At 69.0% G+C, this 25,596-nt stretch carries 26 protein-coding genes; 19 read left to right on the plus strand and 7 right to left on the minus strand.

Features of this window, described 5'->3' with window-relative positions; all coding sequences use genetic code 11:
* The first annotated feature begins 115 nt into the window (after window positions 1–115).
* From glpK to GS4_RS18120, 3 genes are all read left to right on the plus strand, one after another.
* Window positions 116–1,603 carry a glycerol kinase GlpK gene (gene glpK / locus GS4_RS18110; RefSeq protein WP_007623230.1) on the plus strand — a complete coding sequence of 496 codons (1,488 nt, stop codon included), beginning with the start codon at window positions 116–118 and terminating at the stop codon, window positions 1,601–1,603.
* A gap of 25 nt (window positions 1,604–1,628) precedes the next feature.
* Window positions 1,629–2,351, plus strand: coding sequence for a helix-turn-helix transcriptional regulator (locus GS4_RS18115; protein ID WP_007623232.1), 723 nt, complete (start codon window positions 1,629–1,631; stop codon window positions 2,349–2,351).
* Between the two features lie 80 nt (window positions 2,352–2,431).
* Window positions 2,432–3,736, plus strand: coding sequence for an epoxide hydrolase family protein (locus GS4_RS18120; protein ID WP_007623233.1), 1,305 nt, complete (start codon window positions 2,432–2,434; stop codon window positions 3,734–3,736).
* 63 nt (window positions 3,737–3,799) lie between these two features.
* Here GS4_RS18120 and GS4_RS18125 read toward each other — a convergent pair whose 3' ends face one another.
* Window positions 3,800–5,203: an NAD(P)H-quinone dehydrogenase gene (locus GS4_RS18125; RefSeq protein WP_007623235.1), complete on the minus strand. Its 1,404-nt coding sequence runs from the start codon at window positions 5,201–5,203 to the stop codon at window positions 3,800–3,802.
* 190 nt (window positions 5,204–5,393) lie between these two features.
* Here GS4_RS18125 and GS4_RS18130 point away from each other — a divergent pair, with 190 nt between their 5' ends.
* Complete coding sequence (locus GS4_RS18130) at window positions 5,394–5,876, plus strand: gamma-glutamylcyclotransferase family protein (protein WP_007623237.1); 483 nt, start codon at window positions 5,394–5,396, stop codon at window positions 5,874–5,876.
* Window positions 5,877–5,901: 25 nt separating this feature from the next.
* Here GS4_RS18130 and GS4_RS18135 read toward each other — a convergent pair whose 3' ends face one another.
* Complete coding sequence (locus tag GS4_RS18135) at window positions 5,902–7,071, minus strand: amidohydrolase (RefSeq protein WP_007623238.1); 1,170 nt, start codon at window positions 7,069–7,071, stop codon at window positions 5,902–5,904.
* On the minus strand, window positions 7,068–7,766 hold the full coding sequence (locus GS4_RS18140; protein WP_007623240.1) for an enoyl-CoA hydratase/isomerase family protein: 699 nt from the start codon (window positions 7,764–7,766) through the stop codon (window positions 7,068–7,070). Before GS4_RS18140 ends, GS4_RS18135 begins: the two co-directional genes overlap by 4 nt.
* Window positions 7,767–7,797: 31 nt before the next feature.
* Between GS4_RS18140 and GS4_RS18145 the strand changes: the two genes are divergently transcribed.
* From GS4_RS18145 to GS4_RS18160, 4 genes are read left to right on the plus strand one after another with little or no spacing between them, the layout of a single operon-like run.
* The gene (locus tag GS4_RS18145) at window positions 7,798–8,601 is read left to right on the plus strand and encodes a purine-nucleoside phosphorylase (protein ID WP_007623242.1); all 804 of its coding nucleotides are present in this window, start codon (window positions 7,798–7,800) and stop codon (window positions 8,599–8,601) included.
* A 5-nt stretch (window positions 8,602–8,606) separates the two neighbouring features.
* Window positions 8,607–10,292 carry a phospho-sugar mutase gene (locus GS4_RS18150; protein WP_007623244.1) on the plus strand — a complete coding sequence of 562 codons (1,686 nt, stop codon included), beginning with the start codon at window positions 8,607–8,609 and terminating at the stop codon, window positions 10,290–10,292.
* 14 nt (window positions 10,293–10,306) lie between these two features.
* Window positions 10,307–10,897 carry a hypothetical protein gene (locus GS4_RS18155; protein WP_051989773.1) on the plus strand — a complete coding sequence of 197 codons (591 nt, stop codon included), beginning with the start codon at window positions 10,307–10,309 and terminating at the stop codon, window positions 10,895–10,897.
* The gene (locus GS4_RS18160; protein WP_007623247.1) at window positions 10,894–11,673 is read left to right on the plus strand and encodes an ABC transporter ATP-binding protein; all 780 of its coding nucleotides are present in this window, start codon (window positions 10,894–10,896) and stop codon (window positions 11,671–11,673) included. Before GS4_RS18155 ends, GS4_RS18160 begins: the two co-directional genes overlap by 4 nt.
* A 48-nt stretch (window positions 11,674–11,721) precedes the next feature.
* Here the strand turns inward: GS4_RS18160 and upp are convergent, their stop codons facing one another.
* Window positions 11,722–12,345, minus strand: a complete 624-nt coding sequence (gene upp, locus GS4_RS18165) for a uracil phosphoribosyltransferase (RefSeq protein WP_007623248.1) — start codon at window positions 12,343–12,345, stop codon at window positions 11,722–11,724.
* Between the two features lie 155 nt (window positions 12,346–12,500).
* Between upp and GS4_RS18170 the strand changes: the two genes are divergently transcribed.
* From GS4_RS18170 to GS4_RS18180, 3 genes are all read left to right on the plus strand, one after another.
* Complete coding sequence (locus GS4_RS18170; protein ID WP_040511046.1) at window positions 12,501–12,791, plus strand: type VII secretion target; 291 nt, start codon at window positions 12,501–12,503, stop codon at window positions 12,789–12,791.
* A 2-nt stretch (window positions 12,792–12,793) separates the two neighbouring features.
* A complete protein-coding gene (locus GS4_RS18175; RefSeq protein ID WP_007623250.1) occupies window positions 12,794–13,777 on the plus strand; it encodes a C40 family peptidase in 984 nt (327 codons plus the stop codon).
* 107 nt (window positions 13,778–13,884) lie between these two features.
* Window positions 13,885–15,177 carry a SatS C-terminal domain-containing protein gene (locus GS4_RS18180; protein ID WP_040511003.1) on the plus strand — a complete coding sequence of 431 codons (1,293 nt, stop codon included), beginning with the start codon at window positions 13,885–13,887 and terminating at the stop codon, window positions 15,175–15,177.
* Between the two features lie 66 nt (window positions 15,178–15,243).
* Here the strand turns inward: GS4_RS18180 and GS4_RS18185 are convergent, their stop codons facing one another.
* Genes GS4_RS18185 through GS4_RS18195 form a run of 3 tightly spaced genes read right to left on the minus strand, consistent with a single transcriptional unit; the run spans window position 15,244 to window position 18,076 of the window.
* On the minus strand, window positions 15,244–16,359 hold the full coding sequence (locus tag GS4_RS18185) for an adenosine deaminase (protein ID WP_007623252.1): 1,116 nt from the start codon (window positions 16,357–16,359) through the stop codon (window positions 15,244–15,246).
* On the minus strand, window positions 16,356–17,669 hold the full coding sequence (locus GS4_RS18190) for a thymidine phosphorylase (RefSeq protein WP_007623253.1): 1,314 nt from the start codon (window positions 17,667–17,669) through the stop codon (window positions 16,356–16,358). The genes GS4_RS18185 and GS4_RS18190 overlap by 4 nt, the downstream gene beginning before the upstream one ends.
* Before the next feature lie 2 nt (window positions 17,670–17,671).
* Entirely contained in the window at window positions 17,672–18,076 is a 405-nt protein-coding gene (locus GS4_RS18195) for a cytidine deaminase (RefSeq protein WP_007623254.1), read from the minus strand.
* A gap of 224 nt (window positions 18,077–18,300) precedes the next feature.
* Here GS4_RS18195 and sdhC point away from each other — a divergent pair, with 224 nt between their 5' ends.
* The 8 genes from sdhC (at window position 18,301) to GS4_RS18235 (ending at window position 25,572) form a co-directional block, all read left to right on the plus strand.
* Complete coding sequence (gene sdhC, locus GS4_RS18200; protein ID WP_007623255.1) at window positions 18,301–18,708, plus strand: succinate dehydrogenase, cytochrome b556 subunit; 408 nt, start codon at window positions 18,301–18,303, stop codon at window positions 18,706–18,708.
* A gap of 9 nt (window positions 18,709–18,717) precedes the next feature.
* The gene (locus tag GS4_RS18205) at window positions 18,718–19,176 is read left to right on the plus strand and encodes a succinate dehydrogenase hydrophobic membrane anchor subunit (RefSeq protein ID WP_007623256.1); all 459 of its coding nucleotides are present in this window, start codon (window positions 18,718–18,720) and stop codon (window positions 19,174–19,176) included.
* Between the two features lie 16 nt (window positions 19,177–19,192).
* Window positions 19,193–20,947: a succinate dehydrogenase flavoprotein subunit gene (gene sdhA / locus GS4_RS18210; protein ID WP_007623257.1), complete on the plus strand. Its 1,755-nt coding sequence runs from the start codon at window positions 19,193–19,195 to the stop codon at window positions 20,945–20,947.
* Window positions 20,947–21,735 carry a succinate dehydrogenase iron-sulfur subunit gene (locus GS4_RS18215; RefSeq protein ID WP_007623258.1) on the plus strand — a complete coding sequence of 263 codons (789 nt, stop codon included), beginning with the start codon at window positions 20,947–20,949 and terminating at the stop codon, window positions 21,733–21,735. Before sdhA ends, GS4_RS18215 begins: the two co-directional genes overlap by 1 nt.
* Before the next feature lie 110 nt (window positions 21,736–21,845).
* Complete coding sequence (locus GS4_RS18220) at window positions 21,846–22,337, plus strand: hypothetical protein (protein ID WP_157226676.1); 492 nt, start codon at window positions 21,846–21,848, stop codon at window positions 22,335–22,337.
* Between the two features lie 142 nt (window positions 22,338–22,479).
* Window positions 22,480–23,985: an APC family permease gene (locus tag GS4_RS18225; protein WP_007623263.1), complete on the plus strand. Its 1,506-nt coding sequence runs from the start codon at window positions 22,480–22,482 to the stop codon at window positions 23,983–23,985.
* Window positions 23,975–24,847, plus strand: coding sequence for a universal stress protein (locus tag GS4_RS18230; protein WP_007623264.1), 873 nt, complete (start codon window positions 23,975–23,977; stop codon window positions 24,845–24,847). Before GS4_RS18225 ends, GS4_RS18230 begins: the two co-directional genes overlap by 11 nt.
* Complete coding sequence (locus GS4_RS18235) at window positions 24,844–25,572, plus strand: type 1 glutamine amidotransferase (protein WP_007623266.1); 729 nt, start codon at window positions 24,844–24,846, stop codon at window positions 25,570–25,572. The genes GS4_RS18230 and GS4_RS18235 overlap by 4 nt, the downstream gene beginning before the upstream one ends.
* Window positions 25,573–25,596 lie beyond the last annotated feature (24 nt).

The raw sequence follows: 25,596 nt of genomic DNA on the forward strand, positions 1-25,596 counted from the left end.
CAGCGTAATTGATCGAGGCCGTCGGTCCCGGCCGACGCACGGGTTCGTGCGTCACGACCCCACGGTGGACGTGACGCATGGAACACTGGCGACCGTGGCCAGAGAACCCAGGTATGTGGCGGCGGTCGACCAGGGCACCACGTCGACCCGAGCGATGGTCTTCGATCATGACGGGCGCGTCGTCGCCTCCGAGCAGATCGAGCATCAGCAGATCTTCCCGCGTGCGGGGTGGGTCGAGCACGATGCGGCCGAGATCTGGCGCAACACGCGTCGGGTCGCCGCCGCGGCACTCGCCTCGATCGATCTGACCTCCGACGACGTCGCGGCGTGCGGCCTCACCAATCAACGCGAGACCACGGTGATCTGGGATCGCACCACCGGTGAACCGGTCCACAACGCGATCGTGTGGCAGGACACCAGGACGGGCACCCTCTGCGAGGAGATGGCCGGTGACGAGGGCGTCGATCGCTATCGGGACCGGACCGGGCTGCCCCTGTCCACTTATTTCGCGGGCCCCAAGATCCGATGGCTGCTCGACAACGTTGACGGCGTCCGCGAACGCGCAGAGGCAGGCGAACTGTGCTTCGGCACAATGGATTCCTGGACCGCCTGGAACATGACCGGCGGTCCCGACGGCGGTCTGCACATCACCGACGTGACCAACGCCTCGCGCACGATGTTGATGGACCTGCGCACCCTGTCGTGGGATGAGGAGATCTGCGCGCAGATGGGCATCCCGGTGGCTGCGCTGCCGGAGATCCGCAGTTCGTCGGAGGTCTACGGTCCACTGCGGGAACAGGGCCCGCTGCGCGGCGTCCCACTCGCCGGAATCCTGGGCGACCAGCAGGCCGCGACCTTCGGTCAGGCGTGCCTCTCCCCCGGCGAGGCCAAGAACACCTACGGGACCGGCAACTTCCTGCTGCTGAACACCGGCACCGAGCCGGTGTTCAGCGAACACGGACTCCTCACCACCGTCTGCTACCGGATCGGCGACGACGCACCGCGCTATGCACTGGAGGGCTCGATCGCGGTCACCGGCTCGCTGGTCCAGTGGTTGCGCGACAACCTCGGTCTGTTCCGCGAGGCGAGCGAGATCGAACGGCTCGCCGCCGAAGTCGACGACAACGGTGGCGCCTACTTCGTACCCGCCTTCTCCGGGCTGTTCGCCCCGCGCTGGCGTCCTGACGCCCGCGGCGTGATCGTCGGCCTGACACGCTTCGTCAACAAGGGACACCTCGCCCGAGCCGCGTTGGAGGCCAGCGCCTTCCAGACCCGCGAGGTGATCGAGGCGATGCAGGCCGACTCTGGAGTCGAGCTGTCGACGCTCAAGGTCGACGGCGGCATGGTCGTCAACGAACTGCTGATGCAGTTCCAGGCCGACATCCTCGACGTCCCCGTGGTGCGGCCCGTGGTGAACGAGACCACCGCGCTGGGCGCCGCCTACGCCGCTGGGCTGGCGGTCGGGTTCTGGGAGGGCGAAGACGACATCCGCGCCAACTGGGCCGAGGACAAACGGTGGGAGCCCACGATGGCCGCCGACGACCGGGACCGTCTGTACGCCGACTGGAATCGCGCCGTCGAGCACAGCTTCGACCTGGCCTGACCGACCGACGATGCCGGAGGAGTCGGTGCCTGCCGAATCATGGTCGGGTGAGGCGGGCTACGGCTACCGCCCGTCGTCGTCACCCCTGGCCGCACTGATCTGGTGGGCAGACGTCGACACCGAGTACACCTACACCGAGGCGGCCACCGAGTTCTGGGGGCTGTCCTTCGGCGCACTGGCCGACGGCGGTTCATCGGCCACCCTCATCGGTCCCGCAACGGCTCCACGCGAACTCCGGATGGTGCCCGGCGAACGACACTGGGGCGTCGAGTTCGAGCCGCACGTGTTCCTGCGGGGCCTCGAACACAAGCCGATCGACGAGCTCCGCGAACTGGACACCGACGGCCACTGGTTCACCCTCGGATCGATCCGGTTCCCGTTCCCCGCGCTCGACGACCTCGAACGACTCGTCGGCAGTCTGGCCGCGCAGGGCTTCCTGGTCGCCGAGGCGTCGGTGGCCACCGCGCTGCGCGGCGGTGACGTCGGCTATTCCGAACGGAACCTCCGACGGATGGTCACCTCCACAACGGGTGTGCGCCGCAAGGAGATCGAGCAGATGCGGCGCGCCCGCGCCGCGTATCGACTCCTCCAGGAGGGCGCGACCCTGGCCGAGGCCGCAGTCGCGGCGGGGTATTCGGATCAGGCGCACATGACGCGGTCCTTCCGCGTCTTCGCCGGCCGCTCCCCCGGCCAGATCCTTCGCGACGACTCATCGACGCCGTTCGACTCACGACCGTCCGACCCCTGACGCGAGACGGCCGAAACGTTCAATCCCGGCGACGGGTCCGATTGAGACCGTTGGTGCACACCACAACGGAAGGACCCACCATGAACGTCACCGCAGGCGCCGCCGATCCTCGCACCACCGATCTCACCTCCGCACCGGATGCCCCGGCGCCCGGCATCACCCGCGGCCTCCCTCGTGTCGCCGACGATCGCCTCGCGGAGCTCCGGGACCGTATCGCGACCACCCGGTTGCCGCGTACGGCACCGGCGGCGGCGTCCGCGCCGGGACCGGGCGCCGACCTCGCCGAGCGACTCCTCGCGCACTGGCATGACGAATTCGACTGGCGAGCGATCGAGGAGCGGGTCGAGCAGCTCGGTCACCTGACGACCACCACGGCCGACGGGCGCCGTCTCGCCGCCATCCACGCGGATGCCGCAGCGGACCGCACGACCGGGGACTCGACCGCCGACGCCGGCGTCCCGATCCTGCTCGTACACGGTTGGCCCGACTCACCGTTGCGATTCCTCGATCTCATCCCGCTGCTCACCGCCGCCGGCCACGAGGTCGTGGCGCCGGCGATCCCCGGGTACTGGTACAGCGATGAGCCCGAGGGCGAGATGTCGCGGGAACTCGCCGCCGAGGACTTCCACGCGCTCATGACCGCCCTGGGACACGACCGCTATGCGGTCCACGGCGGGGACTGGGGAGCCGCTGTCGCACAGTCGATCGCACAGAACCACCCGGAGTCGGTGGTCGGCCTCCACCTCACCGACGTCCCGTTCGATCTCGCCTACACCATCGACCGTGACTCGGCCGGTCCCGCCGAGATCGCCTATCTCGACGCGATCGAGAAGTTCGGCGCCGAGGCGCTCTACCTGATCGGTAACACCACCGCACCGAACCTGGTCGCGACTGCCCTGCAGGACAGCCCGATCGGCCTCGCGTCGTGGATCGGCGCCCTCTACGATGCGTGGTCCGACGACCGGATCGACGCCGAGCACGTCATCGCCAACGCGGCGGCGCTGTTGCTCACCGACACCGTCCGATCGTCGATGCGGCTCTACTCCGAGCCCGCCCAGGCATGGGACGATTCGGCCTGGTCGGGCGAGGCCGACACGGCGGAATGGTCGGGCGAGGCCGACACAGCGGAATGGTCGGGCGAGGCCGACACAGCGGAATGGTCGGGCGAGGCCGACGCCGGCGGGTGGGCGCCGACTCCGGTCACCGTCCCCACCGCGTTCGCGCTGTTCCCGGCCGACCTGGGTGTGGCGCCGAAGGAGCTCGCCGACCGGTACTTCGCGGTGGAGCGGTTCACGGTGATGCCGCGAGGCGGACACTTCGCCGCGCTCGAGCAGCCGACGGCCGTGGCGACCGACCTGGTGGAGTTCCTCGCAGGTCGGTCCTGACCAGCCGATCTCGTAGCTCGAACACGCGCATACCGCGTGTTCGAGCTACGGATTCGGAGGGACTCAGTCGAGGTCGTCGTGGCGTACGAGCTGTCGGGCGGCCTCGACCACCGACCCGGACAGCGACGGGTACACCGACAGTGTTTGGGCGAGGTCGGAGACGGTCAGCTTGTTCTGCACCGACAGCGCGATCGGCAGGATGAGCTCGGAGGCGGTCGGTGCGACGACGACCCCGCCGATGACCACGCCGGTAGCCGGCCGGCAGAAGATCTTCACGAAGCCACGACGCAGACCGCTCATCTTGGCGCGCGGGTTGGTCGCCAACGGCAGCATCACCGTGCGGGCGGGGTACTCACCCGCGTCGATCGCCTTCTGGGAGACACCGACGGTCGCGATCTCCGGTCGTGTGAAGATCGCCGACGCAACGGTCTTCAGCTTGATCGGGCTGACCCCCTCGCCGAGCGCGTGGTACATGGCGATGCGCCCCTGCATCGCAGCCACCGACGCCAGCGGGAAGAGGCCCGTGCAATCGCCCGCGGCGTAGATGCCGGGCACCGACGTCCGCGACACGCGATCGACGGTGATGTAGTTGCCACGGTCGATCGCGACTCCGGCGTTGTCGAGGCCGAGTGCGCCGGTGTTGGGTACCGAGCCGACCGTCATCAGCACATGCGATCCGGTCACGGTGCGGCCGTCGGCCAGATGCGCGGTCACCGAGTCCCCGTCGCGGACCACACGATCGGCACGCGCATGTTTGATCAGTTCCACTCCGCGTTCGGCCAGCGCGTCCTCCAGCACCAGCGCGGCGTCCTCGTCCTCGCCGGGCAGCACCCGGTCACGGCTGGAGACGAGGGTCACCCGGACCCCGAGTTCGGTGTAGGCGTGCACGAACTCGGCACCGGTGACACCGGAACCGATGACGACGAGGTGCTCGGGCAGTTCCTCGAGGTCGTAGAGCTGACGCCAGGTGAGGATCCGTTCACCGTCGGGCTGGGCGTCGGGCAAGACGCGCGGCGATGCGCCGGTGGCGATCAAGACCACGTCGCCGTCGTAGCGCTGGGTGGAGCCGTCGGACAGGGTCGCGGTGACGCCGTGGGTGGAGACACCGACCTGCGAGTCGTCGAGGCGAGCGGTACCGGACACCAGGTTCACGCCCTCGCTGATGAGGCGTGAGCGGATGTCGGCGGACTGCGCGAAGGCCAGGTCGCGCACCCGCTGATGGATCTGCGGCAGGCTGACGAGCGCGTCATCGGTCTTCAGGTTGATGCCGAGGTCGATCGCCCGACGCACCTCGGTGCGGATCCCCGTCGACGCGATGAACGTCTTGGACGGGACGCAGTCCCAGAGCACACACGCACCGCCGACGCCGTCGGAGTCGATCACCGTGATGTCCGCGCCGTAGGCGGCCGCGGCCAGGGCGGCCTCGTACCCCGCGGGTCCACCGCCGATGATGACGATCTTGGTCACTGTGGGACTCCTGTTCTCACCGCGATCGCACAGAGCGTTGCTTCGTGGGCACGACTGACACGACCGGGGCTGTGGTCGATGGCGCGGGGTGGGCGTACCCCCACCCTATTCGTCCGCCATCAGCGGTGGCACACGAGCCGACCCCCGGGCGCGCTTTCCCCACCGGCGCGGACCATCTAGGCTTTCGCCCGTGCCGATCTATGCCGCCTACGGGTCCAACATGCATCCCGAGCAGATGGCGGAACGTGCCCCGCACTCGCCGATGTCGAGCACCGGGTGGCTGCACGGCTGGCGCCTGACGTTCGGCGGTGGCGACATCGGCTGGGAGGGTTCGCTCGCCACGGTCACCGAGGATCGCGACGACCCGACCGCGAAGGTGTTCGTGGTGCTCTACGACGTCACAACCGAGGACGAGGAGACCCTGGACCGCTGGGAGGGGTCGGAACTCGGCATCCACCGCAAGATCCGCGCACGCATCCACACCGCCGACGGTCCGGTCCTGGCCTGGCTCTACGTGCTCGATGCCTTCGAGGGTGGGCTCCCGTCGGCCCGCTATCTCGGCGTGATGGCCGAGGCGGCCGAGATCGCCGGTGCTCCCGCGGAGTACGTCCAGGATCTGCGCCTGCGGGAGTCCCGCAACGTCGGCCCGGGACCTGGAGCCGTCGAACCCTGATCGCCACACCGCGTCCGCTGCCGGTTCAGGTGTTCTGACCGGCCCCGAACACGACGCCTGCCAGAGCCCGCACACCCACGGTGAGCGCGCGCTCGTCGATGTCGAAGTTCGGTTGATGCAGGTCGAGCTGCGGACCGATGCCGTCCCAGACGCCGAGTCGCCCCATCGCGCCGGGTACGTGCTCGAGGTACCAGGAGAAGTCCTCGCCGCCCGCGGACTGCGGGGTGTCGGCGACCGCGGACGGCCCGATCGCCGCGACCGACCGGCTGAGCATCTCGATGGCCTGCTCGTCGTTGACCACCGGCGGCACCCCGCGGAAGTAGGAGAGGTCGTAACGGATCCCGAGGGGGCCGACGAGTTCGCCGATCACACTGCGCACCAACGGTTCCAGCAGCGCCCACGTCGCGTGGTCGCCGGTGCGGACGGTGCCACGCAGACGCCCCTCCTGCGGGATCGCGTTCGGTGCGCTGCCGGCGTGCGCGGCGCCCCACACCATCACGGTCCCCGACCGCGGGTCGATGCGACGGGAGAGGATGCCGGGCAGGCCGGTGATCACCGTGCCCATCGCGTAGACGAGGTCGCCGGTGAGGTGGGGTCGCGACGTGTGGCCGCCTGCGGAGTGCAGTTGCAGGTCGACGTGGTCGGCGGCCGAGGTCAACGCGCCGGATCGCAGGCCGACAGTCCCGACCGGGAGCCGGGGGTCGCAGTGCAGCGCGAAGATGCGGCCGACACCGTTGGTGACGCCCGCGTCGATGGCATCGAGTGCTCCACCCGGCATCACCTCCTCCGCGGCCTGGAAGATCAGCCGGACGCCGACCGGGAGTTCGTCCACGGATGCCAGGATCTTGCCGACGGCCAGCAGGATGGCGGTGTGCGCGTCGTGCCCGCAGGCATGCGAGGCGCCTTCGACCGTCGACGTGAACGGCAGCCCGGTGTGCTCGGTGATGGGCAGCGCGTCCATGTCGGCGCGGAGGGCCAGCAGCGGCCGGTCGGTCGGCCCCAGATCACAGACCACGCCGGTGCCCAACGGCAGCCGGCGCGGCGTCAGGCCGGCGGCCGTGAGCTCACTCATCACCAACTCGGTGGTCCGGACCTCCTGGCGGGACAGCTCCGGGTGCGCATGCAGATCCCGACGCCACCGCACGAGGTCGCCGCCGTGGGCGGCGAGCCACCCCTCGACCGGGTCGGTGCTCACAGCAGCGATGCGGGGGTCGGCGCGGCCAAGTCCTCGAGCAGCGGTCGGCGCAATCGCTTCTTGATCAGCGCGATGTTGGGCCCGATCAGGCTCGCGCGGGCGACTGCGACCTCACGTGCACGGGTCGGGAGAGCCTCGACATCCGCCGACTCCTCGACGATCCCGTGCGACACGGCGTCGTTACCGCCGTAGCGACGGCTGGTCAGCATGGCCTCGGTCACTGTCGCATCGGGCAGGCGCGTGCGCAGCAGCGCGCTCATGCCCCGGGTGAACGGCATGTTCAGGGCGGCCTCCGGGAGCGACCAGTACCCGCGGTCGGCACGCATGATCCGGTGGTCGGCGCAGAGTGCGAGCATCGCGCCTGCGCCGAACGCGTGACCGTTGATCGCAGCGATCGTCGGGACCGGCAGGGTGAGCACCGACGTGTACAGCGCGTGCACCCGGTCCAGGTACGCGGGCAACTCGTCGGAGTGTGAGAAGACGTAATCGGTGTCGAGGCCGTTGGTGAAGAACTTCCCGGTCGCGGTGATGATCAGCGGTTTGGTCGGCTCTGCGGCGACCTCGTCGAGCAGTCCGGCGACCGCGTCGAGCCAAGCCGGCCCGAATCGGTTCTCGGGGTTCGCCTCGTCCAACTCGGTGTCGGGCGCACCGAGGTAGAGGGTGACCGCTTCGTCCGCCGCACTCAGGAAAGGCATGGGTCGACAGTAGACCTCTAGGGTTGTGCCCATGGATCCCACCGTCGACGCAGATGCCGCCACCACCGCCGCGGCAGCCGCCATCGCATCGGAGACGGATTCGGCCACCCACGACGTCGCCGTCGTGCTCGGTTCCGGCTGGGCGCCCGCAGTCGACGCCTTCGGCACCCCCGCCACGAGCATCCCGATGTCAGGGCTGCCGGGCTTCCGTCCGCCGAGCGCGGCCGGCCATCGCGGGGTCGTGCACTCGGTCCGGGTGGGACCGCATCGCGTCCTGCTCCTCGTGGGCCGGATCCACGCCTATGAGGGCCACGAACTGGCTCACGTCGTCCATCCCGTCCGCACCGCCGCGGCGGCGGGTGTGCACACCGTGGTGCTGACCAACGCGGCCGGCGGTCTGCGCGACGGCATGCGGGTGGGTCAGCCGGTCCTGATCGCCGACCATCTCAACCTGACCGCCCGCTCGCCGCTCGTCGGCGCGCAGTTCGTCAACCTGGTCGACGCCTACTCTCCCCGACTCCGCGAGATCGCGCGGCATCTGGACCCCGACCTCGAGGAGGGCGTCTACGCGGGTCTGCCGGGGCCCCACTACGAGACGCCTGCGGAGATCCGGATGCTGCGCACCCTCGGTGCTGACCTCGTCGGCATGTCGACCGTCCACGAGACCATCGCGGCCCGGGCCGCAGGCGTCGATGTCCTCGCGATGTCACTGGTCACCAATCTCGCCGCCGGGATCACCGGCGAACCACTCGACCATGCGGAGGTACTCGAGGTGGGCAGACAGTCGGCCGCGCGGACCGGCGAGTTCCTGGCCGGCGTCGTCGCCGGGCTCTGACCGTCGTGGCCACACCGGTACCCGACGACCTCGCAACCCGGGTCGCCGCGTGGATCGACGGCGATCCCGATCCGACCACCAGGGCCGAACTGTCCGCGTCGAGCGCCGACGACCTCGCCGAGAGATTCGCGGACACACTGCGGTTCGGCACGGCGGGATTGCGTGGACCGGTGCGCGCGGGGCCAGGGGGGATGAATGTCGCGGTCGTCATCCGGACCACCGCTGCCCTGGCCGCATGGCTGCACCGCTCCGTCGACGGGACCGACGGTGCGCGGACGGTGGTCGTCGGGCATGACGCCCGCACGGGGTCGGTCGAGTTCGCCACCGCCGCGGGCGAGGTGCTCGCGGGCGCCGGATTCGACGTTGTCGCCCTGCCCGGCCATTCGCCGACTCCGCTTGTCGCCCACGCGTGTCGCGCGCTGGACGCGGTCGCGGCGGTGCAGATCACCGCGTCGCACAACCCACCGGCCGACAACGGCTACAAGGTCTACCTGCGTGGTGGCGCACAACTCATCCCACCCGCCGACCGTGAGATCGAAGAACTGATCGCCGACGTCGGACCCGCCAACCGGGTCCGCCGCACGCAGGTCGCCTCCGATGACCGTGGCACCGCCGCGTCGGCGGCCTACTTACGTCGACTCCGCGAGCGATTCGGCGGGCCCGACGGTCCCGACGTCCGGATCGCGCTCACGGCGCTGCACGGTGTCGGCGGACCTCTGGCCCTGGCCGCCCTCGTCGGCGCGGGCATCACCGACGTCCACGTCGTCCCCGAGCAGTTCGACCCCGACCCCGCGTTCCCGACCGTCCGGTTCCCCAATCCGGAAGAACCCGGTGCCGCCGATCGGGTCCTCGCCCTCGCCGAGGACGTCGGCGCCGACCTCGCCATCGCCTTGGACCCGGATGCGGATCGGTGCGCGATCGGCGTGCGGCGGAACGGACTCTGGCAGATGCTCACCGGTGACGAGACGGGTGCGCTCGTCGGCGCCCACCTGCTCGCCGACGGGTTCTCGGGCGATGCCGGTGCCACGGCGAGGGCGGGAGACGAACGCCCGGTGGTGGCGAGCACCATCGTCTCCGGCTCGCTGCTGGCCGCCGTCGCAGCCGCTGCCGACGCACGCCACGTCCGCACCCTGACCGGCTTCAAGTGGCTGGTCCGGGCAGGTGAGCCGCTGCGCTACGCCTATGAGGAGGCGATCGGCCACTGCGTCGATCCGGATGCGGTGCGCGACAAGGACGGGATCTCGGCGGCGGTGGTCGCCGCCCGGATCGCCCAACTGCACAGGCGGGCGGGTACCACCGTCGACGACGGCCTCGACGAGTTGTTCCGTCGCCATGGCGTGCACGTCACCACACAGCAGTCGATCCGGGTGACCGATCTCTCGGTCATCGGCCGGTTGATGTCGACACTGCGCACCGATCCGCCACACTCGCTCGCCGGGATCACCGTCGTCGCCGAAGACCTGGCGGTCCGCACCGACGCACTGCGGACCGACGCCGTCGAGTTCACCGGCCGATCGGATGACGGTGTGGCGCTGCGGGTGATCGCCCGACCGTCGGGCACCGAGCCGAAGCTCAAGTACTACGTCGAGGTGATCGCCCCACCGGAGGTCGCCGACATCGCCACCACCCGAGCCGAACTGACGGATCTGGCGGCGCGGGTCGCGGCGGATCTCCCCGCCGACGCCGGGTGAGGCATGATCATCGGATGGGCAACCCCTCGGGTCACTCTCCGTGGTCGTCACCGGTGGTCATCGTGGCGATCGGTACCGGCGTGCTCGTGGTCGTCGCCGGAGTCCTCGCGGCGCTGCTCTTCATCCCGCGATCGGAGGACACCGCGACCACGGCCGCGACGTCGGTGAGCAGTGCGGCCACTGCGACGACGACCGTCACCGCCACACCGACCCCGACCACCACGACGACCGAACCGCCGGTGACCCAACCGCCTCTCACCACGCCGCGGCAGTACCCGACGATCGCCGGTGCCGACGCCCAGGGTTTCGTCGACGGTCCGCGCTGCAACGTGGCGGCCGACCCCGCCGTCGTCATCGGCCAGACCACGCGATCGCGGGTCGTGATCTGCCGGGTCGGCGCCGCGGGTGGTCTGTACTACAAGGGCGTCGCCGACGGCGGGGCCATCGAGATCGACTTCCCGACGTCGGCCGGGGACACCTACTACGCCACCAACGGGGCGGTGACGTATGTGGTGAGTCCCCGCGACCTCCTCATCACCCGGGGCGGTTCGGTCGTCGCCGATGAACCGATGATCGCCTACTGGTCCGCAGGTGGGGTTCGGTGACAACGGTTCTCGACGCCGCCCACATCGACGTGGTGCGTAGCGGACGACTGCTCCTGCACGACGTCAGCATCTCGGTCGCCGCGGGCGAACACTGGGCGCTGCTCGGCCCCAACGGCGCGGGCAAGTCCACGCTGATGACCATCCTCGGCGCCCGCGGTCATCCGACCGCCGGCACCGTCGACGTCCTCGGCTCCCGCCTCGGGCGAGTCGACATGCGCGCGCTGCGCACCCACATCGGACACGTCGATCCGCGATGGCGTATCGACATCCCGCTGACCGCGCACCAGGTGGTGCTGACCGGCCTCACCAACACACCGGAACCCGACCCGCGTCACGTCTACACCGCCGCGGAGCATCGGCGAGCCGACGAGTTGCTGGAGCTGCTGGGCATGTCGGCGCGGCGGGAGTCGTCGTGGCCGCTGATGAGCCAGGGTGAGCGCGGCCGGACCCTGATCGCCCGTGCGCTGATGCCGCGCCCCGCTCTGCTGCTGCTCGACGAACCCGCCACCGGTCTCGACCTGGCGGCGAGGGAGAAGCTGCTGTCGAGCATCGATCAGCTGCGCGCGGACGTCCCGGATCTGGCGTCGGTGCTCGTCACCCACCACCTCGAGGATCTGCCGGCGAGCACCGGGCACGCCATGCTGCTGCGCGACGGCGAGGTGGTGTCGGCCGGTCCGGTCGACGGGGCGCTCACGTCCGAGACCATCAGCACGTGCTTCGACCATCCGGTCGCGGTGCGGCGCACCGCCGGTCGGTGGTCGGCCGTCGCCGCCTAGCTGACATCACACCGAGCCCGACGGCCGTCGGCGACCACGGAACGGGCGCTAGCGCGGTCCGAACTGTCGATCGCCCGCGTCGCCGAGACCCGGCACGATGTACGCCGCCCCGTCCAGACGGTCGTCGACCGCCGCGACCACCAGCCGAACCGGATGCCCCGAGTCCTCCAGCGCCTTCACCCCGTCGGGCGCCGCGACCACGCAGACCGCGGTCACGTCGGTGGCGCCACGGGCGACGAGCAATTCGATGGTGTGCACCATCGAGCCGCCGGTCGCGAGCATCGGATCGAGCACGAATACCGGCTGCGTCGACAGGTCCGCGGGCAGTGACTCCAGGTAGGGCACGGGCTCTGCGGTGGCCTCGTCTCTGGCGACCCCCACGAACCCGACATTGGACTCGGGGACCATCGCGTGGGCCTGCTCGACCATCCCCAGTCCCGCGCGCAGCACCGGCACCAGGAGCGGCGGCGAGGCGAGTCGGGAACCGGTGTAGGGAGTCAGCGGGGTCTCGATGGCGATGTCGGCGGACGGCGCCCCGGCCAACGCCTCGTAGATGAGCATCTGGGTCAGATCCGACAGCGCCGCACGGAATCCGGCGTTGCCGGTCGTCTTGTCGCGCATCGTTGTCAACCGTGCGGCGGCGAGCGGATGGTCGACGATCTGTACCTGCATGCGCACAACTCTAGAGCCGACCGGCCGTCCGAACACGGACACTCCCCGGGTGCTCGGAGCCTCCGTCGAGAGCGCCGGCGCGGATGCACGCGGGTGACGCCGACCGTCGGTACGCGCCACCGGAACCGATCGGGCACGCACCCCGTCAGATCTGCATGACCCAGCTGACCGTCCACACCCCGGCCCTGACCGACCATGCCCGCAGTCGGCGGTCGGTCGCGAACACCATCGCCGATCACGCGGCCACCCTCCGTGTCGACGTGTCAGCGCTGACGCCCACCTACGGGGTGATCGGCGCCGACTTCCTCGCGGCACTGGCCCACGTCGTCGATCGTCGGGCACGGGCGTTGGAGTCGGCGGCCGGACGTCAACGGACGGTCGGTGAGCGAACGGAGCAGGCGCGAAATTCCTATGTCGCCACCGACGACACCGCGTTGCGGCTCTGATCATGCTGACCGTCGAGATCCTCATCGAGCCCCTGCACATCCTGGTGACCGCGCTGGGGACCGGAGTGCTGCCGTCGGACAATCCGGCCGCACGGATGCGGTCGGGTGCTCCAGAACTCGAGGACGCCACCGCGCGTTCCATCCGTGCCGGAGGCGAGATCGCCCGCGCCTGGCGCGGCAGCGGTGCCCGCAGCGCCAGCCTGACCGCGGGCGACCTCGATCGCAGCCTGGCCGCGGTGGTCGATGACGGCCCCGAGATCGCCCGGCTCGTCGAGTCCGCGAGCGGCAAGGTCAAGATCGCCGCGGACAAGGTGACCGAGCTGGTGGAGTCGTTCGGCCGGGTGGTCCGCTCGCTCGGACCCGGGGCGCTGACACCCGCCGGCCTCGCCGTCCTGCTGCCGGTTGCCATCGACCACGTCGGGCGCGGGATCGCGATCGTGGCCCGCACCCAGGCCGATCTGACCTCGGATACGCGGGAACTGCTGACCTATGCGCGACACGACGCTCCGGCGACCCGTCCGGCACCCGACGCTCGGGCTGTCGGCGACCGCGGCCACGGCAGCGCGGACCGCACCACCGGCGACCGTGACGGCACGGGGGTGCCGATCACCCTGCCGGACGGATCGATCGCCTACGCACCCGACGAGCGGGCGGCCACCGCGGTGCGGGCGGCGTTGAGCCAGCAGGGCGTGCCCTACTCGTGGGGTGGCACCACACCGTCGGGATTCGACTGCAGCGGGCTCACCCAGTGGGCGTACCGGCAGGCAGGACTCGAACTGCCACGTCTCGCCCAGGATCAGGACACCGCGGGGACACGCGTGGACCAGGCGGCACTGCGTCCCGGTGACCTCGCTGTCTGGGACGGGCACGTGGCGATGTATGTGGGGAACTCGCAGCTCGTGGAGGCTGGCGACCCAGTGAGTGTGTCGCCGTTGCGGACCACCAATGCGGGCCAGAACTTCCAGGGCTTCTTCCGACCGCGGTGACATCTCCGACCAGGTGCCGACGAGACCGCCGACGAGGACGGGCGTTCACCGAGCGGTCGCGGGGGCGCTACCGGACTTCACAGGTGGAATCGCTAGGCTGTGTCCCCATGGCCGGAGACATCGTTCCCATCGAGCTCGGACTCACCGACGGAAACACCTTCACTCTCTGGGCACCTCGCTGGCGCGAGGGCGATGACGAGTGGGAGGCCTTCCTCGGCCTCGAGGAGGATCTCTACGGATTCCCCGGCGTCGCCGAGCTCGCCGCCTTCATCCGTTCCGACACCGAGAACGATCTCGCCGATCATCCGGCCTGGTCGACCATCGCCGGTGTGCAGGCCGAGGAACTCGTCCCCGACGAGCGCCACACCTACGACCTGGTGGGTGTGCCGGAGCTCGCGGCGGAGGACCCCTCCCCCGAGGTCGTCGCCGAACTCGAGGACGCACTCGAGATCGTGCGCATCCTCGGTGAGGTCTGCGAGCTCACGGTCATCACCAAGTTCTTCAACGGCAACCCGATCCTCGGCGCCGTCACCACGGGCACCCGCAACTTCACCGGCCGCGACGGACTCGACCTCTGGGTGCGCATCGGCCGACTCATCGCCAAGCACTGGGACGACGTCATCGATGCCATCGACGACGTGATCAGCACCCCCGACGTCGACTCGGACGCGGTGACCGCGGCCGAAGCCGAACTCGAGGCCGCCGCGTCGGCCGAGGACGAGGACGAGCCGTCCGACGAGGACATCGAGGTCGTCGACGGTGCGTCAACCGACGACGAGTCCGATGACGACGAAGACGACGAGGACGAAGACGACGAGTCCGATGAGGATGAGGACGACGACGTCGACGACTTCTGGGCGTCGGTCGGCATCGATCCGATCCGCATCACCACGCGCGACGGCGAATACCTGTCGCTGCGCTGCTACCTCGGTGACGATCCCGTCTTCCTCGGCGCCGACGGGAAGATCTTCGTCTTCGGTTCCGCACGCGCGTTGTCCCGCTTCATCGCCGACGGCGACGACCACGACCTGCTCGACGTCTCGACCTTCGACGAGATCCGCACCGCGGCGACCGACGGCTCGCTGGAATTCGACGTGATCGACGACAACGTGTACGTCCTACCCGGCATCGCCGACGACATCCTCGACGGTCCGCGCCGCATCGATCGCACCCAGTTGGAGCTCGCGGTCGAGTTGCTCACCGACGCCGCCGACTACGGTGACGACGACTCGGTGGGCGAGGCGCTCGGCTCCACCACCCCGTTGGGCTGGTTCATCGACTACGCCGTCAACCCGGATCCCAAGCGGATGGCCCCGAGCCCGCCGTTCGAGAACGAGTCGGAGGCCTGGCGTGCGCTCGAGCACGACTTCGAGAACCGATTGACCAAGAAGAAGCAGTGATCCGCGCGCTCGGGGTGCGACCCGAGCGCCGGTCGGCGACATCGCATACACCGGCGGGTCCCGGCCTCAGCCGATCAGGGTCGCGTATCCCGGCTTGATGACGTCGTCGATGAGCGCGAGGCGCTGGTCGAAGTGCAGGAACGCCGACTTCATCGCGTTGACCGTGAACCGCTCGAAGTCCGACCAGCCGTAGCCGAACTGTGCTGCCAGCCGATCGAACTCGCGGCTCATGGTGGTGTCGCTCATCAGCCGGTTGTCGGTGTTGACGGTGACCCGGAAGCGGAGTCGGGCGAGCACGTTGAACGGGTGCTCCGCCATCGACGCGACGGCACCGGTCTGCACGTTCGAGCTCGGACACAGCTCCAGCGGAATCCGCTTGTCGCGCACGATGCCCGCGACATCGCCGAGCACGGCCCCCTCGAACGACTCGTCCGCGGGATCGGCTCCTTCGGGGAGCGTGATGTCGTCGATGACCCGGACGCCGTGCCCCAGCCGGTCGGTCCCGCAGAACGCGATCGCCTCGTGAATCGACGGTAGGCCGAACGCCTCGCCTGCGTGGATGGTGAACCGGGAGTTGTTGGCGCGCATGAACTCGAACGCGCCCAGATGCCGGGTGGGAGGATAGCCGGCCTCGGCGCCCGCGATGTCGAACCCGACCACGCCGCGATCGCGATACCGCACCGCCAGTTCGGCGATCTCGAGTGACCGCGCGGCGTGCCGCATCGCGGTGACCAGACACCGGACCACGATGGGCCGACCGGCGCGGGCGGCGTCCGCCTCACCGTCGGCGAACCCGCGCAGCACCGCCTCGACCACCTCGTCGAGGGTGAGTCCCGCCTCGAGGTGTTGCTCGGGTGCATAACGGATCTCGGCGTAGACCACCCCGTCCGCGGCGAGATCCTCGACGCACTCCCGCGCCACCCGCTCGAGGGCGGGGACCGTCTGCATCACCGCGACGGTGTGGGCGAAGGTCTCGAGATAGCGCTCGAGCGAACCGCTGTCGGCGGCTTCGCGGAACCAGCGGGCCAGGGAGTCGGCATCGTCGGCGGGCAGGTCCTGATAGCCCTGCCGGCGAGCGAGGTCGAGCACGGTCGCGGGCCGCAGTCCACCGTCGAGATGGTCGTGCAGGACGACCTTCGGCGCGAGGACAAGGGTGGACGACTCCAGCGGCGTACCGGTCATGAGTCGACCGTAACGCGGTCGATGATCAACCGCGGTCGGTCGACCGGCGCCGCGCCGACGGTGAACGCACGGGCGAGCGCATCCCGTGCGCCACTGAAACGTTCGGGTGTCCGGGTCAGCAGGGTCGCGAGCGGGTCACCCGCGACCACCCGGTCACCGGGCCGGACGTGCAGCAGCACCCCGGCCTCGGCCTGCACCGACTCTCCGGGTCGCGCCCGACCGGCACCGAGGCGCCATGCCGCGACGCCGACCGAGCGCGCGTCGACCGCTGTCACGTGACCCGACTCCGTCGCGGTGACCACATCCTCGTGGCGAGCGGTCGGCAGCGGGGCGTCCGGGTCGCCGCCCTGGGCCGCGACCATCGCGCGCCAGGTGTCCATCGCTCGGCCGTTCGCGAGGTGCGCGGCCGGATCGGCGTCGGTGAGTCCCACCGCGTCGAGCATCTCCCGGGCCAACGCCAGGGTCAGCTCGACGACGTCGGCCGGTCCCCCGCCGGCGAGTACCTCCACGGACTCCGCGACCTCGACGGCGTTGCCCGATGCCCGCCCGAGGGGTGTGGACATGTCGGTGAGGAGTGCGGAGGTGCGGACACCCGCGTCGGAGCCCAGCGCGACCATCGTCTCGGCCAGCTCGCGCGACTGGGCCTCGGAGGCCAGGAACGCACCGGAGCCGACCTTGACGTCGAGGACCAGCGCGCCGGTGCCCTCGGCGATCTTTTTCGACATGATCGAACTGGCGAGCAGGGGGATCGACTCCACCGTCCCGGTCACGTCGCGGAGCGCGTAGAGCTTGCGGTCGGCGGGGGCGAGATCGCCACCGGCCGCACAGATCACCGCGCCGACCCGCTCCAGGATCGCGACCATCTCCGCACCGTCGACCTCGGCCCGCCACCCCGGGATCGACTCGAGTTTGTCGAGCGTGCCGCCGGTGTGTCCGAGCCCGCGCCCGGAGAGTTGCGGGACGGCCACCCCGAACGAGGCGATCAGCGGTGTGAGCGGCAGCGTGATCTTGTCGCCCACGCCCCCGGTCGAGTGTTTGTCGACCGTCGCGAGTCGCCGGCCGTCGCGCCGCAAACCCGAGAAGTCCATCCGCCGACCGCTGTCGACCATGGCGGTGGTCCACCGACCGATCTCGCGGCGGGTCATGCCGCGCAAGAAGATCGCCATCAGCAGCGCCGACATCTGCTCGTCGGCGACGTGTCCGCCGTGGGTGTGGCGATCCACCATCCAGGCGATCTGGTCGTCCGACAGCTCGCCACCGTCACGTTTGGTCGCGATCACCGAGACCGCGTCGAAGGGCTCGATCGCCACGCTCACCGCTCCGCGGTGGCGAGATCGTCGGGACCGAAGGCGTCGGGCAGCAGGGTCGCGAGCGTCACGGGGCCTCCGCGATGGTCCACCAGGAGGTCGGCGCCACCGTGTTCGATGAGCACCTGACGGCATCGCCCGCAGGGCGTCAGGACCTCACCGCGACCGTCGGAGACCGAGACCGCGACCAGCCGGCCACCGCCTCCGGACACCAGGTCGGCGACCAGCCCGACCTCGGCGCAGACGCCTAGGCCGTATGAGACATTCTCCACATTGCAACCCACCACGACGCGGCCGTCAGCGGTGTATCCGGCCGCGCCGACCGGATACCGCGAATACGGGGCGTAGGCATGCGCCATCACCTGAGAGGCTTTGGCGCGCAACAAGGTCCAATCAACCACGATGGTCATCGAGAGCTCCTGGGACGGGCGGCACGCCGCCTGGGTGTGAGATTCCTTACCAGAGGCTAGCTTGGTAAGGCAAACCTAAGTCGAGAATCGTTGTCTCTCAGATCGGTTCGGGCAATTAACTCCTCGACTCACCATAGGTTTAGAGTCGTTTCTGTGGGTCCGTGGCCGATCCGAAACCCTCCGGTAGGCCTCATCCATCGACGACGTTGGAGGCCGATTTCCCGATGAGCACCCCCACCGAGGTGGCACCTGCGCCGGTGCGCAAACGCTCTTTGTACCGAGGCGACCCGGGTATGTGGTCGTGGGTGCTCCACCGGATCACCGGTGTCACCATCTTCTTCTTCTTGTTCGTCCACGTGCTGGACACCGCGGTCATCCGCATCGACCCGAACAAGTACTCCGAGATCATCGAGACGTATAAGACGCCGATCATCGGCCTGATGGAGATCGCACTCGTGGCGTGCGTCCTCTATCACGCACTCAACGGCGTCCGCATCATCCTGGTCGACTTCTGGTCCAAGGGACCTAAGTACCAGCGCCAGATGCTCTGGGCGATCCTCACCCTCTTCGTGGTCATCTTCGGCGCGGCGGCCATCCGCCTGCTGCAGATCCTCATCACCCACTCGCTCTAGGAGGCCGAGATGACGACATCACAGACCCCCTCGGGCGTCGCGAAGAGCCTCGGCACCGCCTACGACCGGCCGGCGAGTCTCGACAACCCGCGCTCGCCCCGTAAGCCCAAGGGCGGCAACTTCGAGAAGAACGCATGGCTGTTCATGCGCTTCTCGGGCCTCGCCCTGATCATCCTGACCATCGGCCACATGTTCATCATGCTGGCGTGGGACGACGGTGTGCACCGCATCGACGCCTCGTTCGTCGCGGCACGCTGGCGCGAACCGTTCTGGCAGGTCTGGGACCTGTCGATGCTGTGGCTGGCGCAGCTGCACGGCGGCAACGGTGTCCGCACCGTCATCGCCGACTACTCGCGCAAGGACTCGACCCGCTTCTGGCTGAACGTCCTGCTCGCGATCTCGATGATCCTCACGCTCGTCCTGGGCTCGTACGCCCTGCTGACCTTCGACGTCAACAGCGTCGGCTGAAGGGAGTCCCGACACCATGCAGGAACATCGCTATGACGTCGTCATCGTGGGTGCCGGCGGCGCGGGTATGCGCGCCGCGATCGAGGCCGCCCCGCGTGCGCGCACCGCGGTCCTGACCAAGCTCTACCCCACTCGCAGCCACACCGGCGCCGCGCAGGGTGGCATGTGTGCCGCCCTGGCGAACGTCGAGGAGGACAACTGGGAGTGGCACACCTTCGACACCGTCAAGGGCGGCGACTACCTCGCCGACCAGGACGCCGTCGAGATCATGGCCAAGGAGGCCATCGACGCGGTGCTGGACCTGGAGAAGATGGGTCTGCCCTTCAACCGCACGCCCGAGGGCAAGATCGACCAGCGCCGCTTCGGCGGTCACACCCGCGATCACGGCAAGTCGCCGGTCCGTCGCGCGTGCTACGCGGCCGACCGCACCGGCCACATGATCCTGCAGACGCTCTACCAGAACTGCGTCAAACACGACGTCGAGTTCTTCAACGAGTTCTACGCACTCGACATCAGCCTCACCGAGAACGCCGACGGTGAGCAGGTCGCCAACGGCGTGGTCGCCTACGAGCTCGCGACCGGCGAGATCCACGTCTTCCACGCCAAGTCGATCGTCTTCGCGACCGGTGGGTCGGGCCGTATGTACAAGACGACCTCCAACGCACACACCCTGACCGGTGACGGGATGGGCATCGTGTTCCGCAAGGGCCTGCCGCTGGAGGACATGGAGTTCCACCAGTTCCACCCGACCGGCCTGGCCGGCCTGGGCATCCTCATCTCCGAGGCGGTCCGCGGTGAGGGCGGCATTCTCCGCAACAAGGACGGCGAGCGCTTCATGGAGCGCTACGCCCCCACCATCAAGGACCTCGCGCCGCGCGACATCGTGGCGCGGTCGATGGTGCTCGAGGTGTTGGAGGGCCGCGGCGCGGGCCCGAACGGCGACTACGTCTACATCGACGTGACGCACCTCGGCGAGGACGTCCTCAACGAGAAACTCCCCGACATCACCGAGTTCGCGCGCACCTACCTCGGCGTCGACCCGGTGACCGAGTACGTGCCGGTGTACCCCACCTGCCACTACGTGATGGGCGGCATACCGACCAACATCGAGGGTCAGGTGCTCCGCAACAACGACGAGATCGTGCACGGGCTGTACGCCGCGGGCGAGTGCGCGTGCGTCTCGGTGCACGGCGCCAACCGTCTCGGCACCAACTCGCTGCTCGACATCAACGTCTTCGGCCGTCGCGCCGGGATCGCCGCGGCCGACTACGCGAACTCCGCCGAGTTCGTCGAACTGCCGGAGACCCCGACCAAGATGGTCGACGACTGGCTGGAGGTCCTGCTCTCCGACCACGGTCACGAGCGTGTCGCCGACATCCGCACCGAGCTGCAGGCGTCGATGGACAACAACGCGTCGGTGTTCCGCACCGAGGAGACCCTCAAGCAGGCGCTCACCGATGTGCACAGCCTCAAGGAGCGCTATGACCACATCCGTATCCAGGACAAGGGCAAGCGGTTCAACTCCGACCTCCTCGAGGCCATCGAGCTGGGCTTCTTGCTCGAGATGGCCGAGGTCACGGTCGTCGGTGCGCTGAACCGCAAGGAATCGCGCGGCGGCCACGCCCGCGAGGACTACCCCGATCGCGACGACGTCAACTACATGCGGCACACGATGGCCTACAAGAAGGGCGACACCCTTCTCTCGGACATCGATCTGGACTACAAGCCCGTGATCCAGACCCGCTACGAGCCGATGGAGCGTAAGTACTGATGACCGCTGTCATGGAGAACCCGGCGCCCTCCTCCGACGAGCCGCCACTGCCACCGGTGCCCGACGAGGCCACCATGGTCACGCTCAAGATCTATCGGTTCAACCCCGAGAACCCCGACGCCCAGGGCTTCGAGAGCTTCCGCGTCCCGGCGCTACCGACGGACCGTCTGCTCAACCTGCTCCTCTACGTGAAGGGCTACCTCGACGGCACGCTGACCTTCCGTCGCAGCTGTGCGCACGGCGTGTGCGGCTCGGACGCGATGCGCATCAACGGCGTCAACCGTCTCGCCTGCAAGCTCCTGATGAAGGACCTGCTGCCCAAGGACTCGTCCAAGGAGATCACCATCACCGTCGAGCCCATCAAGGGCCTCCCGGTGGAGAAGGATCTCGTGGTCGACATGGAACCCTTCTTCGACGCGTACCGCGCGATCAAGCCGTTCCTGGTGACGTCGGGCAACGAGCCGACGCGCGAGCGTATCCAGAGCCAGTCCGACCGCGCACGTTTCGACGACACCACCAAGTGCATCCTCTGCGCGTGCTGCACGACCAGTTGCCCGGTGTTCTGGAACGAGGGCAGCTACTTCGGCCCGGCAGCGATCGTCAACGCCCACCGGTTCATCTTCGACAGCCGTGACGAGGCTGCCGTGGAGCGTTTGGACATCCTGAACGACGTCGATGGCGTCTGGCGCTGCCGCACCACGTTCAACTGCACCGACGCCTGCCCGCGCGGCATCCAGGTGACCCAGGCGATCCAGGAGGTCAAGCGCGCGCTGATGTTCTCGCGCTGACCTTCTCGAGCAGATCCATTCGAACGGTGCCCGGCGGAACCACGCCGGGCACCGTTCGCGTCTTATCCCCGACGCCCAGATCGTCCGATCGTCGCGAAGGGATTCAACTCATGCCGTTCTCATCTGCGGTCTCCGCACCCACCCGGTCCAGGGGCGCCCACCCCACCGCGCCCGGCGCGGGGCGACACCACGTCCGCGCCAGGAAGTCAGCCACCGCAACGCTTCTCACGGCAATCGTGCTGGCCGCACTCGGTTCGTGCGGTCTGGTGTCCGCGCCGGCCCTCGCGTCACCGCGCGCACCCGGCGACGGCGACCGGATCAGCATCGTCGTCACGTCCGACCGTCAGTGGAACGAGGGCATGGTCTGGCACGACGCACGCAACCGGTTGCGTCACCAGTCCGACCTCCCGCTGCCCTCCTTCGATCCGCGATCGAAACTGTGGACCGGGACGCTGACCTTCCTCAGTCGGGTCGAACGTCAGCGGTTCGACGTCACGTTCACCACCGACGGTCGATACGCGCGATGCGTCGTGCGGGTCAACGACGTGACGCTGCACCACCAGGAGCGTCGCGGCGGTCACGCCATCGCCCGCTGCGGGTGACGGAGTCGGCGGCCACCTGGACGCTCGACCATTGATTCAGTCGGTCAACCGCCAACCCGATAGCAAAATCCGTTGTTGACGCGCGAACTGAGTGCGGAAATCGTAGTCTGATCCCATCATGCGACCATGACCGGGAGATGCCATGTCGGATACCGTCCACGCCGAGATCCACACCGGTGACAAAGGGCTGCGCGCCGGGTCCATCGGACTCGTCGGCAACGTGATCATCGGACTGTCGGCGGTGGCACCCGCCTACAGTCTCGCGGCAACCCTCGGCTTCGTCGTCGCCGCCGTGCACACCAAGTCGCCGGCGATGTTCGTCATCGCCTTCATCCCGATGCTGCTGGTCGCCTTCGCCTATCGTGAGTTGGCCCGTGACACCCCGGACTGCGGGACCACCTTCACCTGGGGCACCAAGGCGTTCGGGCCGTGGATCGGCTGGATCGGCGGTTGGGGTCTCGCGGTGTCGGCGATCATCGTGCTGGCCAACGTGGCCGAGATCGCGGCGGTGTATCTCCTGCGGTTCCTGCACCTCGACTCCTGGGCCGACACCCTCTGGATCAAGGTGCTGTTGGGCTGTGTCTTCATCGCGGCGATGACCTACATCAGCATCCGCGGCATCGTGATCAGCGAGCGGATGCAGGCCGTCCTGATGTTCGTGCAGTTCGCGGTGCTGATCCTGGCCAGCGTGATCGCTCTGGTCAAGGTCGGCACCGGACATGCCGGCGACCAGGCAGTGACACCCGAGATCGGCTGGCTGTGGCCGAGCGGGCTCAGTCAGTCGGAGATCGCCGCCGCGGTGATCCTCTGCATCTTCATCTACTGGGGCTGGGACGCCTGCCTCGCCATCGGCGAGGAGACCAAGGACCCGGAGAAGACACCCGGCCGAGCCGCCGTGATCACCTGCCTGATCCTGGTCGCGACCTACGTCCTGGTCGCCTACGCGGTGCAGTCCTTCGCCGGTTTCGGCGACACCGGGATCGGGCTCAACAACCCGGAGAACGCCGACGACGTCCTGACCATCCTCGGCGAACCCGTCGCCGGGGGCTTCATGGCCGCCGCCCTGCTGCTGACCGTCAGCGTCTCGGCGCTGTCGTCCACGCAGTCGACCATCCTGCCGACCGCACGCGGCAGCTTGTCGATGGCGGTCTACAAGGCACTGCCCGAACGGTTCGCCGCCATCCATCCGCGCTACATGACGCCCGCGTTCGGTACCGCCGTCATGGGCTTCTCGGCTCTCGCCTTCTACCTGGTGCTCTCGCTCCTCAGCCAGAACACCCTGGGCGACTCGATCGCCTCGCTGGGACTCGCAGTCGCCTTCTACTACGGCATCACCGCGTACTCGTGCGTCTGGTACTTCCGGCGATCACTGTTCACCTCCGCCCGCCACTTCTTCATGCGCGGTCTGTTCCCGCTTCTCGGTGGCATAGCCATGACGTGGGCCTTCCTCAAGAGCGCGATCGACATGATCAAGCCCGACTACGGATCGACCTCGGTCGGCGGGATCGGTGGCGTCTTCATCCTCGGCGTCGGCATGCTGGTGCTCGGTATACCGCTCATGCTGGCCTGCTTCGCCCACAACAGCGACTTCTTCCGCGGCAAGACGCTCACCGCGACCACGGAGGTGAAGGTTCCCGATGTCTACTGAACCCGTCACCCGACTCACCGTCGGGTATCTGGCGACACCGTCCGGCGACGACGGCGTGGCCCTCGCGGTGGCCATCGCCGGTGCGACCGGCGCGAGCATCGACCTCGTCTGCGTCGTCCACCCGGTGGAATACGACGGCACCCCCGGTCTCGCCGGTTACCAGGAACGACTGGAGAACCAGGCTGCGGAGTGGTTGGCCGACGGTGCCGGGCGCATCCCGGAGGGCATCGACAAACGCGCGATCGTCACGGTGCACGACTCGTTCACCGGTGGACTGGTCGAGGTCGCCGAACAGTCCGGCGCGTCGATGATCGTCGTCGGCGGAACCGGCGACGGGCTGCTCCGCAGACACACACTCGGCACCATCAGCACCGAGCTGCTGCACTCGTCACCGCTACCGGTCGCCCTCGCACCACGCGGCTACGCCGATCGGGCGACGCCGTACGTCGACATGGTCACCGTCGCCGTCCCGGTCCGAACCTCCAGCGACAACCCGCTACCGTTCGCCGTCGGGCTGGCCCGCCAGGCGCAGCTCGACCTCCGGCTTCTCTCCCTGGTGTCCTCGGACGACCCGACGCGCGACGACACCGAACGCACCGCACGCGACCGCCGGATCGCCGCCGCCGAACAGCTCCTCGCCGCCACCCGGGAGTCGGTGGGCACCGAACTCGACGTGGACTCGCTGGTCGCCGACGGCCCCACCCTCGACGAGGCACTCGACAAGCTCCCCTGGGACGAGGGTGACATCGTGGCGGTCGGCTCCGGCCACCTCGGTCGCCCGAACCGGGTCTTCTTGGGCAGCACGGCGGCCCGCATCCTGCGGTGGACGACGGCGCCGGTGGTGGTGACGCCGCGATCATGACCGCCGAGCCCGACCGCCCGACGATCCTCGAACTCCGTCACGTCGAATGTGAGTCGCCGGGCTCGTACTCCGCCGGGCTGGCCCCGGTTGCCGACATGGTCACCGTGCGCTCCTGGCGGGAGCCTGTGCCGACCGACCCGAGTCCCTATGCGGCGATCCTCGTGATGGGCGGGCCGATGGGGGCCGACGACGGTGCGACCATCCCCTGGATCGCCGACGAACTCGCACTGCTGCGCCGTGCCGTGGCCGCCGACATCCCGATCTGGGGTGTCTGCCTCGGCTCCCAACTGCTCGCACATGCGCTCGGAGCGGCCATCTCGACGGCAGCGACACCCGAGATCGGGGTCTCCGACGTCGAGCTCACCTCGGACGGGCGGGCCGATCCGGTGTGGTCGCACGTCCCGACAGACGAGTTCCCGACGCTGCAGTGGCATTTCGACACCTTCGACATCCCCGACGGGGCGGTCCGCCTCGCATCGTCGTCGGCCTATCCCAACCAGGTGTTCCGGCACCGGGGAAGCTACGGCGTCCAGTTCCACCTGGAGGTCGACGCAGCCCTGTTCGACGAGTGGCTCGAGATCGAGGACTACCGCACCGAGTTGACCACCCACCTCGGCGAGGACGCGGTGCACGCGACGACAGCCGCCGTGGCGCGGGTCGAGCCGACGACCCGGCCGATCGCCGAGACCGTCATCCGACGCTGGTTCGACGAGTACGTTCGCTGAACCCGGACGACACCGACGTCGACC

The sequence above is a fragment of the Gordonia soli NBRC 108243 genome, from assembly GCF_000334455.1.
Taxonomy (GTDB): domain Bacteria; phylum Actinomycetota; class Actinomycetes; order Mycobacteriales; family Mycobacteriaceae; genus Gordonia; species Gordonia soli.